The 15,038-nt window shown below is 63.3% G+C and carries 13 protein-coding genes and 1 tRNA gene; 6 read left to right on the plus strand and 8 right to left on the minus strand.

Features of this window, described 5'->3' with window-relative positions; genetic code table 11:
- Nucleotide 1: 1 nt before the first annotated feature.
- Nucleotides 2–76: transfer RNA gene (locus QZV93_RS14275), tRNA-Thr, on the minus strand.
- Nucleotides 77–265: 189 nt separating this feature from the next.
- Here QZV93_RS14275 and ada point away from each other — a divergent pair.
- Nucleotides 266–1,348, plus strand: coding sequence for a bifunctional DNA-binding transcriptional regulator/O6-methylguanine-DNA methyltransferase Ada (ada, locus tag QZV93_RS14280; protein WP_295559301.1), 1,083 nt, complete (start codon nucleotides 266–268; stop codon nucleotides 1,346–1,348).
- 4 nt (nucleotides 1,349–1,352) lie between these two features.
- On the opposite strand, the gene QZV93_RS14285 is transcribed toward ada, so the two are convergent.
- Nucleotides 1,353–2,555, minus strand: coding sequence for an alpha/beta fold hydrolase (locus QZV93_RS14285; RefSeq protein WP_295559302.1), 1,203 nt, complete (start codon nucleotides 2,553–2,555; stop codon nucleotides 1,353–1,355).
- A gap of 136 nt (nucleotides 2,556–2,691) precedes the next feature.
- On the opposite strand from QZV93_RS14285, the gene QZV93_RS14290 reads away from it, so the two are divergent.
- Complete coding sequence (locus QZV93_RS14290; RefSeq protein ID WP_295559303.1) at nucleotides 2,692–3,129, plus strand: universal stress protein; 438 nt, start codon at nucleotides 2,692–2,694, stop codon at nucleotides 3,127–3,129.
- A gap of 31 nt (nucleotides 3,130–3,160) precedes the next feature.
- Here QZV93_RS14290 and QZV93_RS14295 read toward each other — a convergent pair whose 3' ends face one another.
- The 5 genes from QZV93_RS14295 to QZV93_RS14315 form a co-directional block, all read right to left on the minus strand.
- Entirely contained in the window at nucleotides 3,161–6,271 is a 3,111-nt protein-coding gene (locus QZV93_RS14295) for an efflux RND transporter permease subunit (protein ID WP_295559304.1), read from the minus strand.
- Nucleotides 6,268–7,257, minus strand: coding sequence for an efflux RND transporter periplasmic adaptor subunit (locus tag QZV93_RS14300; RefSeq protein WP_295559305.1), 990 nt, complete (start codon nucleotides 7,255–7,257; stop codon nucleotides 6,268–6,270). Before QZV93_RS14300 ends, QZV93_RS14295 begins: the two co-directional genes overlap by 4 nt.
- A 254-nt stretch (nucleotides 7,258–7,511) precedes the next feature.
- Nucleotides 7,512–9,785, minus strand: coding sequence for a bifunctional diguanylate cyclase/phosphodiesterase (locus tag QZV93_RS14305; RefSeq protein ID WP_295559306.1), 2,274 nt, complete (start codon nucleotides 9,783–9,785; stop codon nucleotides 7,512–7,514).
- A gap of 245 nt (nucleotides 9,786–10,030) precedes the next feature.
- A complete protein-coding gene (locus QZV93_RS14310; RefSeq protein ID WP_295559307.1) occupies nucleotides 10,031–10,999 on the minus strand; it encodes a nitronate monooxygenase in 969 nt (322 codons plus the stop codon).
- 39 nt (nucleotides 11,000–11,038) lie between these two features.
- Nucleotides 11,039–11,485: an Rrf2 family transcriptional regulator gene (locus tag QZV93_RS14315; RefSeq protein ID WP_295559308.1), complete on the minus strand. Its 447-nt coding sequence runs from the start codon at nucleotides 11,483–11,485 to the stop codon at nucleotides 11,039–11,041.
- Between the two features lie 159 nt (nucleotides 11,486–11,644).
- Here QZV93_RS14315 and QZV93_RS14320 point away from each other — a divergent pair, with 159 nt between their 5' ends.
- From QZV93_RS14320 to QZV93_RS14335, 4 genes are all read left to right on the plus strand, one after another.
- Nucleotides 11,645–12,037: a group III truncated hemoglobin gene (locus tag QZV93_RS14320; RefSeq protein ID WP_295559309.1), complete on the plus strand. Its 393-nt coding sequence runs from the start codon at nucleotides 11,645–11,647 to the stop codon at nucleotides 12,035–12,037.
- Nucleotides 12,034–12,621, plus strand: coding sequence for a 5-formyltetrahydrofolate cyclo-ligase (locus QZV93_RS14325; protein WP_295559310.1), 588 nt, complete (start codon nucleotides 12,034–12,036; stop codon nucleotides 12,619–12,621). Before QZV93_RS14320 ends, QZV93_RS14325 begins: the two co-directional genes overlap by 4 nt.
- A gap of 254 nt (nucleotides 12,622–12,875) precedes the next feature.
- Nucleotides 12,876–13,553, plus strand: a complete 678-nt coding sequence (locus QZV93_RS14330; RefSeq protein ID WP_295559311.1) for a Crp/Fnr family transcriptional regulator — start codon at nucleotides 12,876–12,878, stop codon at nucleotides 13,551–13,553.
- A 176-nt stretch (nucleotides 13,554–13,729) separates the two neighbouring features.
- A complete protein-coding gene (locus QZV93_RS14335; protein ID WP_295559312.1) occupies nucleotides 13,730–14,032 on the plus strand; it encodes a hypothetical protein in 303 nt (100 codons plus the stop codon).
- Nucleotides 14,033–14,042: 10 nt separating this feature from the next.
- Here the strand turns inward: QZV93_RS14335 and QZV93_RS14340 are convergent.
- Nucleotides 14,043–15,038, minus strand: a 996-nt coding sequence (locus tag QZV93_RS14340; protein ID WP_295559313.1) for a GGDEF domain-containing phosphodiesterase, incomplete at its 5' end; no start/stop codon positions are given.

The following is a 15,038-nucleotide window of genomic DNA, read 5'->3' on the forward strand; positions in this document are numbered from 1 at the left end:
ATGGTGCTGCCGGCGAGGATTGAACTTGCGACCTCTCCCTTACCAAGGGAGTGCTCTACCACTGAGCTACGGCAGCGAACCTAAGAATATCGCTTTGATTTCAGCACGATAGGCTGACGAACCCCAGCGCAGGCGAAGCGACCGACCCCCGCGCTGCGTTGATCTACCCGACCCGGACGCCGAGAGCAACCGTTGCTCCCCAAAAATTCGATTTGAAAGCAAGGATCGGAGTGCACACACCGTACACCAACTCTATCTTTCGCCCATGAAAGCCAACCCGACGAGCCCCCGCATCGAGCGCCTTCCGGGCAGCGAAAAGCGCCTTTGGCGGGCGGTTCTCGACCGGGACAAGACCTACGATGGCCGCTTTTACTACTCAGTGGCCACGACCGGCGTCTATTGCCGCCCCTCGTGTGCATCCCGTCCGGCACGGCGAGAAAACGTTCGTTTCCACGCCACCGTTGAAGATGCGGCGACGGCCGGCTTTCGCCCGTGCAAGCGCTGCCGGCCGAACGAAGCGCCGCTCGAGGACGTCTACGCCGCCAAGGTCGCGGCAGCCTGCCGGCTGATCGAGACGGCGGACGAACTCCCCTCCCTCGAGTTCCTCGCCCGGTCGATGAGCCTGAGCCCGTATCACTTCCACCGCATCTTCAAGCGGGTCACGGGCGTCACGCCCAAGGCCTATGCGTCGGCAAACCGCCGCAAGCGCGTCCGCGACACCCTGCAGAGGAGCAGCACCGTGACCGAAGCCATCCACGCCACCGGCTTTAATTCCGCCGGCCGGTTTTACGCGGATCTCGACGACACCCTCGGCATGACACCGTCCGAATACAGGGCCGGCGGCGCCAACGCAGCAATCCGCTTCGCGTTCGCCAAGTGCACGCTCGGCGCCGTCCTCGTCGCAACGACAGAGAGAGGCATCGCCGCCATCACGCTCGGCGAAACTCGCGATGAGCTTCTCGACGATCTCAGGCAGCGGTTCCCCAAAGCGACGCTTTCCGCCGCACAGAAGGATTTCGGCGACATCGTTGCCAAGGTTGTGGCCCTGATCGAGGCCCCGCGCACGGGGTTCAACCTTCCGCTCGACATGCAGGGGACCGCGTTCCAGCATCGCGTCTGGCACGCGTTGCGCCGGATTCCCGCCGGAACGACGATCACCTATGCCGAGCTGGCCGAGCGCATAGGCAGCCCATCCGCAGTGCGCGCCGTCGCATCCGCCTGCGCATCCAATCCCGTTGCCGTCGCCGTCCCCTGTCATCGCGTGGTGAGCAAGAGCGGCGGCCTTTCGGGATATCGCTGGGGCATCGAGCGCAAGCGCCAGCTCATCGAGCGCGAACGCAAATCTTGAACGATCACGGAAACGCCGAGCAATCGCTGGGCGCCGCGGATCCTCGAAAGCGCTCACCCAGCCATTGCACCGCCGCGTCCGCGCTGTCGCGGCCGGCCCACATATGTCCGACGCCCTGCATCATGCGCACCTTCACGCGCGCGCCGCCGCGGCAAAGCATCGAAACATAGGCCTTCGTGATGGCGGGCCGCACGAGATCGTCGGCTGTTCCTTGTGCGATGAAGACCGGCGTTCCCGCTGGCAGCGCCCCCGGCGTGTTCTGCTCCATGATCTTCGTCACCGGCCCGAAAGACACCGGATCGACCTTGAGGAACGAGCGCTCGAGGGCTTTCTCGTCATGGGATTCTTTGCCGAAATCGCGGATTGTCTCGATACAATCGCTGGCCAGCGCTTCGAAATGCCGGATGGAAGGCTCCTTGACGATCTCCTGCATCGGAACACCGAACACGCGCGACCAGGAGAGAACCGTCATCGCCGTCAGCGAACGGCCGCTCGAGGTGTCCCGGTCGGCTTTGAACAACGCGATGAGATTGGTGGCAGGTGCCGCGGCCGCAACCCCGACCAGCTTGAGCTCCGGAGCATAGCGCGCCGCATCGATGCCCGTGAACAAGGCGGCATGCCCGCCTTGCGAATGCCCCCAGACGGCAAAACGGTGCCCCGCACCCACGTCCTTGAGCTGCTGCGCGGCCCGCACGGAATCGAGCACCGAGCGCGCCGCGCTCGCTCCGACCAGATAGGGATGATGATCTTTGGTGCCGAGCCCGACGTAGTCCGTGGCGACCACCACATAGCCCGCGTCCGTCAGCCCATCGATGCCCATGATCGTGCCGGCGAGATCGGGGATCAGCGTCGGCGCGCACCTAGACACCACGCCCGTCGTAGGATGCGCCCAGGCGACGACGTCACGAGGCTTCGTAGCGGGGGTTGCCGGAAAGATGATCGCCCCGGTAACCGCGACCGGCGCGTCGTTGTAATCTGTCGATCGGTAAAGAACGCGATAGCCTTTGTTTCCGTTGAGGGCACCGCCGCCGAGCGGCCACACGCGGAAGATCGTTCCCGGTTTCGCATCGCGCAAAGTGGCCGGCGCGATATCCGTTTCGGCCGCCATCGCAGCCCTACTTGCCCCGGCGAGAGCCGCGCCCATCGCAATGGTCTTGACCAGGATCAACGCCACGCGCAAGCCACCGCGGCAAGAGAACAGCACCACGATCTCTTCCTCCGAGAATGACCCTTTGTCCTCGCTTTGGCCGAACCCGGCAAGGCGAATATCGATTAAGCTGAAACCCAGGGGCCGTTTGGCCCGAACTCAAATCGGCTGCGTGGAACGTAAGGAGGCAGGTGACATGTTCAAGCATATCCTGATCGCCACCGACGGCTCGGAGTTGGCTCGCAAAGCCGTGACTCAGGGCCTCGAGATTGCCAAGGGGCTCGGCGCCAAGGTCACCGTCGTCAACGTGACGGAGCCCTGGGTCGCGGTCGCGCCGGGCGAGGTCGCCATGGCTTTCCCGATAAAGGAGTACGACGAGAGCGTCGCCGCCAACGCCGCACAAATCCTGTCATCCGTCGAAAAGGCATCCAGGGACGCCAGCGTAGAGTGCACAACGCGGCACGTGCGCGATCAGTTTCCCGCCGAAGGCATCATCGACAGCGCCGAGAAGAACGGATGCGATCTCATCGTCATGGCCTCCCACGGACGGCGCGGACTGATGCGCTTCCTGCTCGGGAGCCAAGCTATCAAGGTGCTGACCCACAGCACCATCCCCGTGCTCGTCTGCCGCTAGGCCACGCCCCTCACGCGCCATCGCGGCCAGGTCACGTCGCGGCGACGGGAGCCGCCGCAGCCGGTGGAACGGGCTCCCGAATAGAAGCAGCGGCCGCGTCGGGCGGAGAAATCCGGAACCACGCCACATAGAGCGCCGGCAGAAACACCAGCGTCAGGAGCGTCGCCACCATGAGCCCGCCGATGACCGCGAACGCCATCGGCCCCCAGAAGACCGTCGGAGCGATCGGGATCATGCCCAGGATCGCCGCCGCCGCCGTCAGCAAGATCGGCCGCAGACGGTGCTGCGTCGCGCTGATGACAGCCTCCCATGGCGTCTCTCCCGCGGCGATGTGCTGGTCGATCTGCTCGATCAGGATCACCGAGTTGCGGATCACCATGCCTGCAAGGGAAATGATGCCGAGAATGGCGACGAACCCCATCGGGATGCGGAACAGCAGCAGCGCTCCCACGACGCCGATCACCGCGAGCGGCGCCGTCAGCAGAACCATGACGAGCTTCTGGAAGCTCCTGAGCTGGATCATGAGCACCGTGACCATGAGGAACATCATCAGCGGAAAAACCGCGAAGATGCTGGCCTGCGCTTTAGCGCTATCCTCCGTCGTGCCGCCGATCGCCACCGCATAGCCCGGCGGCAGCTTGGCATCGAAATCGGCAATCGTCGTCTTGAGCTGACGCACGACCGTCATCGCCTGGATGCCCGGCGGCACATCCGCCTGCACGGTGACCGTCGGCTGACGCTGGCGGCGCCAGATCAACGGCGGTTCGAGCGCGTAGGAAAGCGAAGCCACCTGAGCCAGCGGCACGCTCGCGCCGGACTGCGTCGCAAGCCTGAGGCTTCTCAAAGTATCGAGGTTCGCCCGCTCGCCCTCCACCGCGCGGGCAACCACATCGACGAGATAGGTCGCATCGCGCACCTGCGTGATGGTCGTGCCGGAAAGCACGGAGTTTATGTTGCTTGCGATCTGCTGAGATGTGAGGCCCACCGTACGAGCCCGATCCTGGTCGATCTCGACCTTGATGGCCTTCGACATCTCGCTCCAGTCGAAGTTGATGTTCTGCACGTTGGGATTGGCACCGATCGCCCCCGCGAACGCCAGCGCCGCGTCCCGCACCTTCGCTGCATCGTCCCCGCTCACCCGGAACTTCAGCGGCCAGCCGACCGGCGGCCCAAGCTCCAGCGGGCTGACACGGATCATCGCGTCTTCGAATCCGCTGGCGAACGCCTTGTCGAGGCGCGCCTGCACGCCGCTCCGTACGTCGAACCCCTTCGTGACGACAACGGCCTGCGCAAAGAATGCGTTCGCGAGCTGCGCATCGAGCGGCAGATAGAAGCGAACAGCGCCTTGTCCCACGTAGAATGACCAGTAGTCGACATCCGGATCGGCCTTGAGCACCGCTTCGATGCGTTTGGCGGTTTCCTCGGTGGCGTGGATCGACGCCGTCTGCGGCAGCGTGACATTGATGAGAAGCTCCGCCCGGTCGGACGCCGGAAAGAACTGCTGTTGAACGAAACGCAGTCCGAACAGCGACAGAACGAAGAGGGCGGCCGTTCCCGCAAGCACCAGATACTTGACCCTGAGCGCCGCATCGAGAATACGCGAGAAGCGCGACGGCCCGCCGTGCCCGTGGTGACCCTCGATCTTGTCCGGCAGAATGAAGACGCCTGTTAGCGGCGTGAACAGCACGGCAACGACCCACGACACGATGAGCGCGATGCCGACCACCGCGAACAGCGTGAAGCAATACTCACCGGCGCCGCTCTGGGCGAAGCCCACCGGCACGAAGCCCGCGATCGTCACCAGCGTCCCGGTCAGCATCGGGAAGGCCGTGGACGTGTAGGCATAGGTGGCGGCCGAGATCTTGTCCGCCCCCTCCTCGAGTTTTGAGATCATCATCTCCACGGCGATCATGGCGTCGTCCACGAGCAGACCGAGCGCGATGATGAGCGCGCCGAGCGAGATCCGCTGCAGCGAGATATCGAAATACATCATGGCGGCGAACGTCACGGCCAGCACCAGCGGAATCGCCACCGCAACCACCACACCCGGCCGCCACCCCAGCGCCAGGAAGCTCACGCCGAGCACGATGGCGATGGCTTCCCACAGCGTCTTCGTGAACTCCCCGACCTGCTCCTCCACCACGTGCGGCTGGTTGGAGACCCGATGCGGATCGATTCCGATCGGGAGATCGCCGGTGACTTCCGCCATCGCATGATCGAGCGCATCGCCGAGCGCCAGCACGTCGCCACCCGCCGTCATGGAGATGGCAAGCCCGATGGCGGGTTCGCCGTTGAAGCGGAACATGGGTTGCGGCGGGTCCGCATAGCCGCGCCTGACCGTGGCGATATCGCTGAGGCGGTAGAACCGGTTGCCGGACTGGAAGTTGATCGACTTCAGGCTCTCCTCGGAATCGAAGCTGCCCGAAACGCGGACCGAGATGCGCTCGTTTCCGGACTCCAAGGTGCCGCTCGGCACGATGGCGTTTTGCGCCTCGAGACTGCTCATCAGCGTCGACGCGTCGATACCGAGGGCGGCCATCTGCTGCGTCGAGAACTCGAGATAGATTTTCTCGTCCTGAGTTCCGATGAAATCCACCTTGGCGACGTCACGAACGCGGAGCAGCTCCGCGCGCACGATCTCGAGCTGATCTCGCATCTCTCGTGGCCCGAAGCCGTCGGACGTGAAGGCGTAGATGACGCTGTAGGTATCGCCGAACTCGTCGTTGAAGAACGGCCCCTGGATACCTTGAGGAAGCTGGGCGCGGATGTCGCTGACCTTCTTGCGGACCTGATACCAGAGATCCGGCACGAGATGTGCCGGCGTGCTGTCCAACAGATTGACGTAGACGAGCGAGTCGCCGGGCTTCGTGTAGCTCCTGACGTAATCGAGGTACGGCAGCTCCTCGAGCTTCTTCTCGACGCGGTCCGTGACCTGCTTCAGCGTTTCGATCGTCGTCGCCCCCGGCCACAATGTCTTCACGACCATCGTCTTGATCGTGAACGGAGGATCCTCCTCGCGGCCGAGTTTCTGATAGGCGTAGATTCCGGCCAGCGCCGAGATCAGCATGAAATACACGACCAAGCTCTTGTGACGGAGCGCCCAGTCGGAAAGATTGAAGCCCTCAGGCGTGGTCGTGCTCATGAGCCGGCGCCCTCCACCAGCCGCACATGCTGACCGTCACGCAGGCGGTTGACCCCTGCCGTGACGACCACATCGCCCTTGGACAACCCCGAGCTGACCACGACCTTGTCGGTTTCGTACCGTGCCACTTCGACGGGTGTGAGTTTCACGGTCGACGAGGCCGCATCGAAGAGCCAGACCGCAGCCTTGCCGCCCTGATCGAAAAGCGCACTGCCCGGGAGCACGATCACCGGCGCCGTCATCGCCTTGAGACGGCCCGCCACGCTCGCCCCGAACCGCATCGCCACCGGCGGCTTCTCGAGGGACACCTTGACCTGATAGGTCCGCGTCGTCGGATCGGCGATGGGCGATACCTCGCGCACGATTCCGTCGGCGACGATGCTGGGGCTGCTGAGAAGGCTGACGATGACCGCCGGCCTTTCTCCCGCCTGACGATCCCGGAACGCCGACTCGGCGATATTGAACACCGCATCCACCTGATCGGGCTTGGCGAGTTTCAACACTGTCTGTCCCGCGCCCACCACCTGCCCCGGCTCTGCCGACACGGCCGTCACGATGCCGTCGAAATCGGCCTTGAGTTGCGTGTAGGCGAGCTGATCCTGAGCAAGATCGAGCGCGGCCTTGCTAGCCTCGAGCTGCGCCTCCGCGGAGCGCCGGTTCTTGACCGCCGCGTCGTAGTTCGCCACCGGCGTCACGCCCTTGGCGAGCAGATCGCTTTGACGCGTCTCGGTAGCTTGCGCTTCAGTCAGAACCGCCTGCGCCGAGACCACGTCGGATTGGGCCGAGCGGAGCTTGTTTTGGAAATCCTGCTCGTCGAGACGCGCCAGGAGATCGCCCGCTTTCACGGAGTTGCCGACATCCACGGCCCGCGAGATGATCTTGCCGCCGACCTGGAACCCGATGTCGCTTTCCTGCCGGGGCCGGATCTCCCCCACGGCCTTGCGGTCGTCTTCGATCGGCCGCGGCTCCACGACGACAGTTCGCACGGGTCGGATTTCGGGGGCAGGGACGACCGCTTCACCGCAACCCGCGAGCATCGAGACAAGCCCGCCCAACACGACGCAAAGCCCAGCCGAAGCAGTTGCCCGGACCGGCGTGCAATCCCCAAGCATGTTGCTGTCCTTCCCTGACCATCGAAGCACAACCCAAAGGTGCCACGCCGACCGGGATCAACACAATGGATCAATCGCAGAAAACACGGTGAAAGGAGCGGGGAGAGGACCGGACGAAACGCCCGGCCTTAGGCGACCCGCGACGCGCCGCCGCGACGCTTCGTTCTCAGGAACCGGCGCACCTCCGCGGCCGGCCGCGGCTTGGAGAGATAGTAACCCTGCAGACTGCCGCAGCCCATGCTCTGCAGCAACGCGAGCTGCGCCTCGCTTTCCACGCCCTCGGCCGTGATGCAGAGCCCGAGGCTGCGGCCAAGCTGCACAATGGCCTGGACGATGGATAGGTTGTCTGTGTTGTCTTGCATGTCCATGACGAACGAGCGGTCGATCTTGAGCCGTCCGATCGGGTACTTTTTGATATGGGAGAGTGAGGCGTAGCCCGTCCCGAAATCGTCGAGGGCAATCTCGACACCCAGCGCGTCGAGCTCGAGCAGCGCGTCACCCACATTCACCGATCCGCTGCCGAGGAACACGCGCTCCGTCACTTCGATGCAGATCTTGCTCGGCACAAGGTTGTACTGATTGAGCTTTGCTTTGAGCCGGTCCGCAAGCGAGCCGACGGCAAAGTCCGCTCCGGTCACGTTGATCGCCACGCGCCCGAATTCCAATCCCTCGGCCTCCCAGGCGGCCGCCTGCGCGATGGCAAGCTCCATCACCCGATCGCCGATGGCCACCGCGACGCTCGATTCCTCGAGGATCTCGTCGAAGCGCCCCGGCGACAGAAGACCGTCAACCGGATGCTGCCAGCGCAGAAGTGCCTCGAACGAGACCGGGGCACCGGAATCCGACGGAACGATGGGCTGGAAATACAGCATGAACTCGTCGCGTCGAAGACCCTCGAGCGCCGCCGCCTGCAATTCGACCCTCCGATCGATCGAAGACCGCAAATCCGGGGAGAAGATGTCCGTGCGCCCGCGGCCGAAACTCTTCGCCCGATAAAGCGCCAGGTCTGCATTCTTGAGCAGATCGCTGGGGTCCGTAGCGTCGCGTGGAAAGATCGTGACCCCGATGCTCGCCGAGCAGGACCGCAGCGTCCCCGCGAGGTTCATCGGCTCCTCGAGCGCTTCTTTGACGGACGCGAGCGCCCCGTAAATGTCCTCATCGCCGCCATGGCCGAGGATCAGAACCGCGAACTCGTCACCGCCGAGGCGCGAGATCGTTCCGGCCCCGCCGAGCGTGTTCTGGATACGCTGCGCGACGATTTTCAGCACTTCGTCGCCCGCATCGTGGCCCAGCGTATCGTTGATCTCCTTGAAGTGATCGAGGTCCATCAACGCGACGCCGAGATTGCTGCCGCTTTCGGAAGCCGCCACGATCGCATCACGCAGCGTCTCGTTGAACAGCAGACGATTGGGCAGCCCGGTAAGGCTATCGAGCTTCGCCAGGCTCCACAGCTGATCCTGCAGCTTCTTCCGCCCGGAGATCTCCTCGGTCAACATGACCATGCCGCCGATGCTCTCGTCCGGCATGTACCAGGGACGCACCTCCCAGCGGATGATGTTTTCCGTGCCGTCTGCCCGCTGGAAACGCTCTTCGTCGCAGCACTCGGTTGCCCCGTTGAGAATGCGGAGATGTTTCTCCCGCCAATGCTGCGGGATTTCCGGGAACACGTCGTAGTGCCCAAGACCCACGAGCGACGTCTGCGTGAGATGGTAGTCTTGCAGCCAGCGATCCGTATGCGCCAGATAGCGCATCTGCGTATCGAACATGGCGACCGCCGCCGGCGCGTGCTTGATGAAGGCCTCGAGCCCGGCGTGCGCCTTCTTCAGCTCGATCTCGGCGCTCCGCTGCTCCGTCACGTCGACACCGATCGTCGTCAGGCTTTCGAGTTCGCCGCGCGCATTCTTCCACGGGATGACGATGGCCTTGACCCAGATGTACGAGCCATCTTTGGCACGGTCGCAGAATTCACCCGACCAGGTTTGACCGGACTGCACCGTTCCCCACATCGTCGCGAGGTATTCGTCGCTGTAAACGCCGGCGCTGAGACCGCCCATCGGTTTTCGGGCCAGCTCCTCGATCGAGTATCCGGTGCGGCGCAGCAAATTCTCATTCGCTTCGCAAAAACGGCCCTGGGTATCCACCTTGGAAACGAGAAAATAATCGTTGAGCATGCGCCGATAGGAATCGGCCTCGCCATGCGACCGCTCACTGACGCGCTTTTGATATCGTGCCGCCGCGAGAGCGCCCTCCGCCACGACGACGGAAAAAAGCGCTGTCAGCGCGGCGAGAACGTCGGTGATCTGGAAGCCGCGCACCGCAAGAAAGGCGAGATGGAGCGCGGCCAAAGCCGCGAGAACGACGACAAGAACGGCGCCGAGGTCGACACCGTTGGCGTCGGCCAATCGCTCAAGCCTTTTCCTATATCGTATGTGGTTGACCACACGCATTGTACTGCCCAAAAGCCATCGCTGTGGAAAAGGATTACCCCCCGAAAAGAGCGATGCTACAGGTCAGTGACTTAAAAAGTGCATAGTACTGAATTTAAACATTGTTCGCTTGCCGCGTTTGCAATCAATGTGCTCAAAATAAATTCGACAAACCAACGCGTAATAATTCTTTCACCCTGTCGAAACAGAAAAAATAAACGTCATCTTCCAACCTGCCGTTTGAGCCGTCTCTCGGCATCTTCGACCATGCGAGCAATCACGTCGCTCGCGAGTGGTATGTCGAAGATCAATCCCGTTGCCTCTCCGACGAAGGTGTTGCTGCCGTCCGGATCCCCATCCGCCCACGCCTTGCGATACTTCGCAGCCTCTTCGTCGGCGACGTTCATGAGCTCCGCCTCACGGCCGTGCCAGCGCGCAATATAGGCGTTTCGCAGCACACGCGCCGTGTAGCGCGTCGGCCAGTCGAGCTTGCGCGCAAGGTCCATGACCTGCGACCGGATTGTATCATCACCCGACGCCTGAATTGCAGCCGCATGCATGCGCGGGCTGACGTTGGCGTCCTGCGTCGCCCAGAGCCGCGAGCCGACCAGAACCCCGTCCGCCCCCAGCATCAGAGCCGCCGCGAGGCCGCGCCCATCCGCGATTCCCCCCGCCGCGCAAAGAAGCGTGTCCGGCGCGCGCTTATCGATCAGATCCGCAACCTCCGGCACCAGCGTAAAGGTTGCACGCGCTTCGCCATGTCCGCCGGCCTCCGCGCCCTGCGCCACGATCACATCCGCCCCGCAGTCGACGGCATGCTCTGCGTCGCGTCGCGTTTGCACCTGACAGATCAGGAACGCGCCCGCGTCCTTGATGGCATCGACGAACGGCGCCGGATTGCCGAAGGAGAGAAGAATGGCTCTCGGCCGATGCGTCAGCACGAGATCCAAAAGCTCCGGACGCTGCGCGAGCGACCACGTGATGAACCCGCACCCGAATGAGGAAGGCTCGACCAGCGCCAGCTGCTGCTCGAGCCACTCCCTGTCGCCGTAGCCGCCCCCAATAAGGCCGAGCCCACCTGCCGCGCTGACGGCAGAAGCCAAGCGCCCTCCCGCTGCAAAGGCCATCGGCGCCGAAATGATCGGGTGCCGGATCCGCAATCGCTCGGTCAAACGCGTCGAAATCGCCATGCCAACATTTCCCGAAAAGTTTGCGTGAACCTCTTCGATCTAGTCGTCCCGTCGGCCGTCGATCGCGAACGCGTCGGCCAGTGCCTTGGGCTTCTGCACGAGATCGGCCAGAGACCACCCATCGAGCGACATCAGAAACGCTCCAAGCGCCTGGTTGAGAATGCGCTTGAGCCGGCAAACCTCCGTGATGCGGCAGGTGTTTCCGTCGTCGAAACACTCGACGATATTGAAATCCTCCTCCACCGCTCGCACGACCGCACCTAGGCGGATCTCGTCTGCCCGCCCCTTGAGGCGCAGCCCGCCGCCGCGACCGCGCACCGTTTCCACGAACCCGTGCTGCGCCAGCCGATGCACCACCTTCATCAGGTGGTTCTCGGAAATCCCATAAGCCGCGGCAATCTCCTGGATCGTGGAGAGGCGATCGGGCTTCGTGCCGAGATACATGAGCACCCGGAGCGAATAGTCGGAAAGCTGCGTCAAGCGCATGAAAATGCCTCCGTCGAAATGCCGCGCGCGTTGCCCATTGACCGCCGCCGCAACATAAGATGTATTATAGATACATCTTATAGCGCAAGCATTAGGTGCTTCATGCAGCACGCGCCACATCCGAAAGCCCCAGGCCTCGTGGCAGGCATCACGGAACCCATGATCCGGGAGCTGGTCCACCGCTTTTATACCGAGGTCCGGCGCGATCCGTTGCTCGGTCCGGTTTTCGAGCCCCGCGTGCACAACTGGCCTGAGCACCTGGACAAGCTGTGCGCGTTCTGGTCATCGGTGGTGCTCATGACCGGCCGCTACAAGGGCCGGCCGATGCCTGCGCACATCGCCATCTCTGAAATCTCGCGCACCCACTTCGAACAGTGGCTCGCGCTGTTCCGTGCCACCGCAAAAGCCGTATGCCCGCCGCAGGCCGCCGAGCTGTTCATCGACCGGGCCGAGCGCATCGCCGAATCCCTGCACCTCGGCGTCAGCATTCATCGCGGCGAGGGACCGTTTGCTGCACCCGTGAAGTTCTCGTCCCAGCCAGCCGGCCCATGAACGAACAAGCGCCAGCCGATTGGAAAGCTTGGCGCCGCGACGAGCGCGCCCGCCTGCTGACTGCGAGAACCGGCCTGCCCTCGTCGGCCCGTCGCGAACTGGCACTTCGCGTGATCGGCAATCTGGATCGGCTGATCGCCCGCCACCCCGTTCGGGTGCTCGGGATCTACTGGCCCATCAAGCGCGAGATCAACCTCCTCGACTGGGCCGCCACCCTCATCGCGCGCCGGAACATCACGCTGGCCATGCCGGTCGTCACGCAGCCCAGATCCCCGTTGGAATACTGGCTTTGGCAGCCGAGCGCGCCCATGACGCGAGGCATCTGGAACATCCCCATCCCTGCCGAACGATCGCTGGCAGCGCCCGACATCGTCATCGCACCTCTCGTCGGCTTCCAGGAGTGCTGGCGGCTCGGCTACGGCGGAGGCTACTTCGACCGCACGCTTGCGGCCGGTAATCCGCCGCCCGCAGCCATCGGCATCGGTTTCGACATCCTGGAAACCAAGCAATTCAGTCCGCGGTCGCACGACATTCCCATGCAGGCCGTCGTCACGGAAAGCCGCGTCATCAAGCGCCGGATTTAGGCAGCCTGGGCTCGTAAACGATCGATTTGATACTAAAATCCACCTTTTCAGACGCCTCGCGCGGGCGTATCTCATCCCCATACTGATCAAAATCGTCGCACGGCCGGGCGCGAAAGTTTCCCAGGGAACAGACGGGCTTGGCGCAAGTTTTATTGTGAGCGACACCCCGTTACCCATTGGTGCGGAAGCAAAATACGACTTGATTAAGGCAAGGCGAAAACCTAAATCAGGCGCAGGTTTTGGAGTAATGCGTTATGGCAATTGTGTGCCAGCCAGAAAATTATGAGCGCCCGAGCCAGGAAGCCGGAAAGTCATTTCCGTCCCTGCGTGAGACCGGCCAGGTGCTCGAGGCCATCGATACCGGCGAGATCCTGTTCCAGGCGGGTGACCGGCGCACCCTCTATCGTGTCGAGCGCGGAGCGATCTGCCACTACATGCTCTGGGCCGACGGCCGCCACGACGTCATCGAGTTCGCGTTCCCCGGCGACATCATCGGCTTGGGCCACCTCGACCACAACGTCAGCACCGCTCAGGCGATGGTGGACACGGTGCTCAGCCTCGTATCCGAGGAGAGCTTTACCGCCGCCCTCGAAAGCGACGATCGCCTGTCCTTTCGCCTCGCGTCAGCCGTGGAGCGGGAGTTCGACTATCTACGCGACAAGGCCCTGGCCATGAACCAGGTGCCGGCCGCCGCGCGCGTCGCCAACTTCCTGCTCGCACTCTCCGGCATGAATAACCCGGAAGGGCGCGATCCCGCCCTCATCTCGGATGACATCACGGCGGGCTTTGTGGCCGAGAAACTGGACATCAGCATCGACAAGCTCGGTGCTGCACTCCTCGAGCTCAAGAAGCAGGGCGCTGTAAAAGAGACCGCGACCGGCCTGCGGATTCTCGATCCGCACACCTTGCAGCGGATGGCCGACGCCGCCTGATCGGCACAGCCAGCACCTCCGGAACAATGGACGGCCGCATTCTCTCGAGTGCGGCCGTTTCTGCGCGGCCCCTCTACCTACGGATTTTCCGTCTGTCTTTGCTGCCCTCACGTCAGCCGGTTGTCAGCATCCCATGGCTATGTCTCGGTCGTCAGAGATCGAGTATTCGCGTAGCCATGATTGAAAACCGGACGACCGCATATCTGTGTTTCGATCCCCGCGATCCTGCACAGAGCCTCACCGATCGCGCGACCTGGAGACCGACCGGCAACGCCATCTTGATCTCCGCCACCATGCTGCACGCCACGTACGGGGAAAACTACCCGATTAGCTGGGATAAAGTGGCAGCCCTCGCCGATCTTTGCACGGACCTCATGAGCGAACCGGACATCGCCGCTGCCACGGACGATGCCGTGCCCGCACTCGCGACCATCGAGGAAACCAACGCCATGCTGCGCATGACGTTTGCGGGCTTGTAGCCGCGCGGGCTTAGACAGCCGCCGCGAGAGCAGGAGGCGGCAGCTCTATGTCGCCGACACTCATCGCAACAAGTGAGCGCGCAGGCTTCCGCTCCGGCCTTCCGAGATAATACCCTTGCGCTTCGTCGCAACCCTCCGTGCGCAAGATGAGCAACTGCTCGCCGGTCTCGACACCCTCGGCCAGGATCCGGATCGCGAGGCTCTTTCCGAGCGCGAGAACGGCACGCATGATCGCCTTGGCCTGGGCGTCGCTTTCGAGCCCCTGCGTGAACGAGCGGTCCAGCTTGATTTTGTCGAAGGGAAAGGAGCGAAGCGTCTCCAGCGACGAGTAGCCGATGCCGAAGTCGTCGATTGCGACCGTGACGCCCAGCGCGCGGATGCGGCGCAGAAGATGCAGCGTCCGCACCTTGTCCTCGATGATCGACGATTCCGTGATTTCGATCTCGAGGCGCGAGGACGAGAAGCCGGTTTCGACCAGGATGTTGTGCACGATCTCGGCCAGGTCGCCATGACGCAGCTGCACGGCAGATACGTTGACCGCGATCTTGTGAGGCTCCGACCAACTCGATGCTTCGCGGCAAGCCGTCCGCAGAACCCACTCGCCGATCTCGACGATGACGCCCGTGTCCTCCGCGATGGGTATGAACTGCATGGGCGAGATCGTCCCGCGCGTGGGATGACGCCAGCGCAGGAGAACCTCGTAGCCCGTGATATCGCCGGTCGGAATGGCGTTCTGGACCTGATAGTGAAGCTCCAACTCGCCGTTCTCGATCGCATGGCGCAGGTCCGCGGCAATTGCACTGCGCTCGCGCGCAGCCTCGTCCATCCGCTGTTCGTAGAAGCACACCGTGCGATTGACGTCTTCCTTGGCGCGGTACATGGCGAGATCGGCATTCGAGACCAGGCGGGCCGCGTCATCCCCGTCGGCGGGGTAAAGAGCGACGCCGATGGATCCGCCGGTCACCGCCTTGAGATCGTTGATGAGAAGAGGCGTTGAAAGGGCGTT

The sequence above is a fragment of the uncultured Hyphomicrobium sp. genome, assembly GCF_902826555.1.
In the GTDB taxonomy this organism is placed as follows: domain Bacteria; phylum Pseudomonadota; class Alphaproteobacteria; order Rhizobiales; family Hyphomicrobiaceae; genus Hyphomicrobium_C.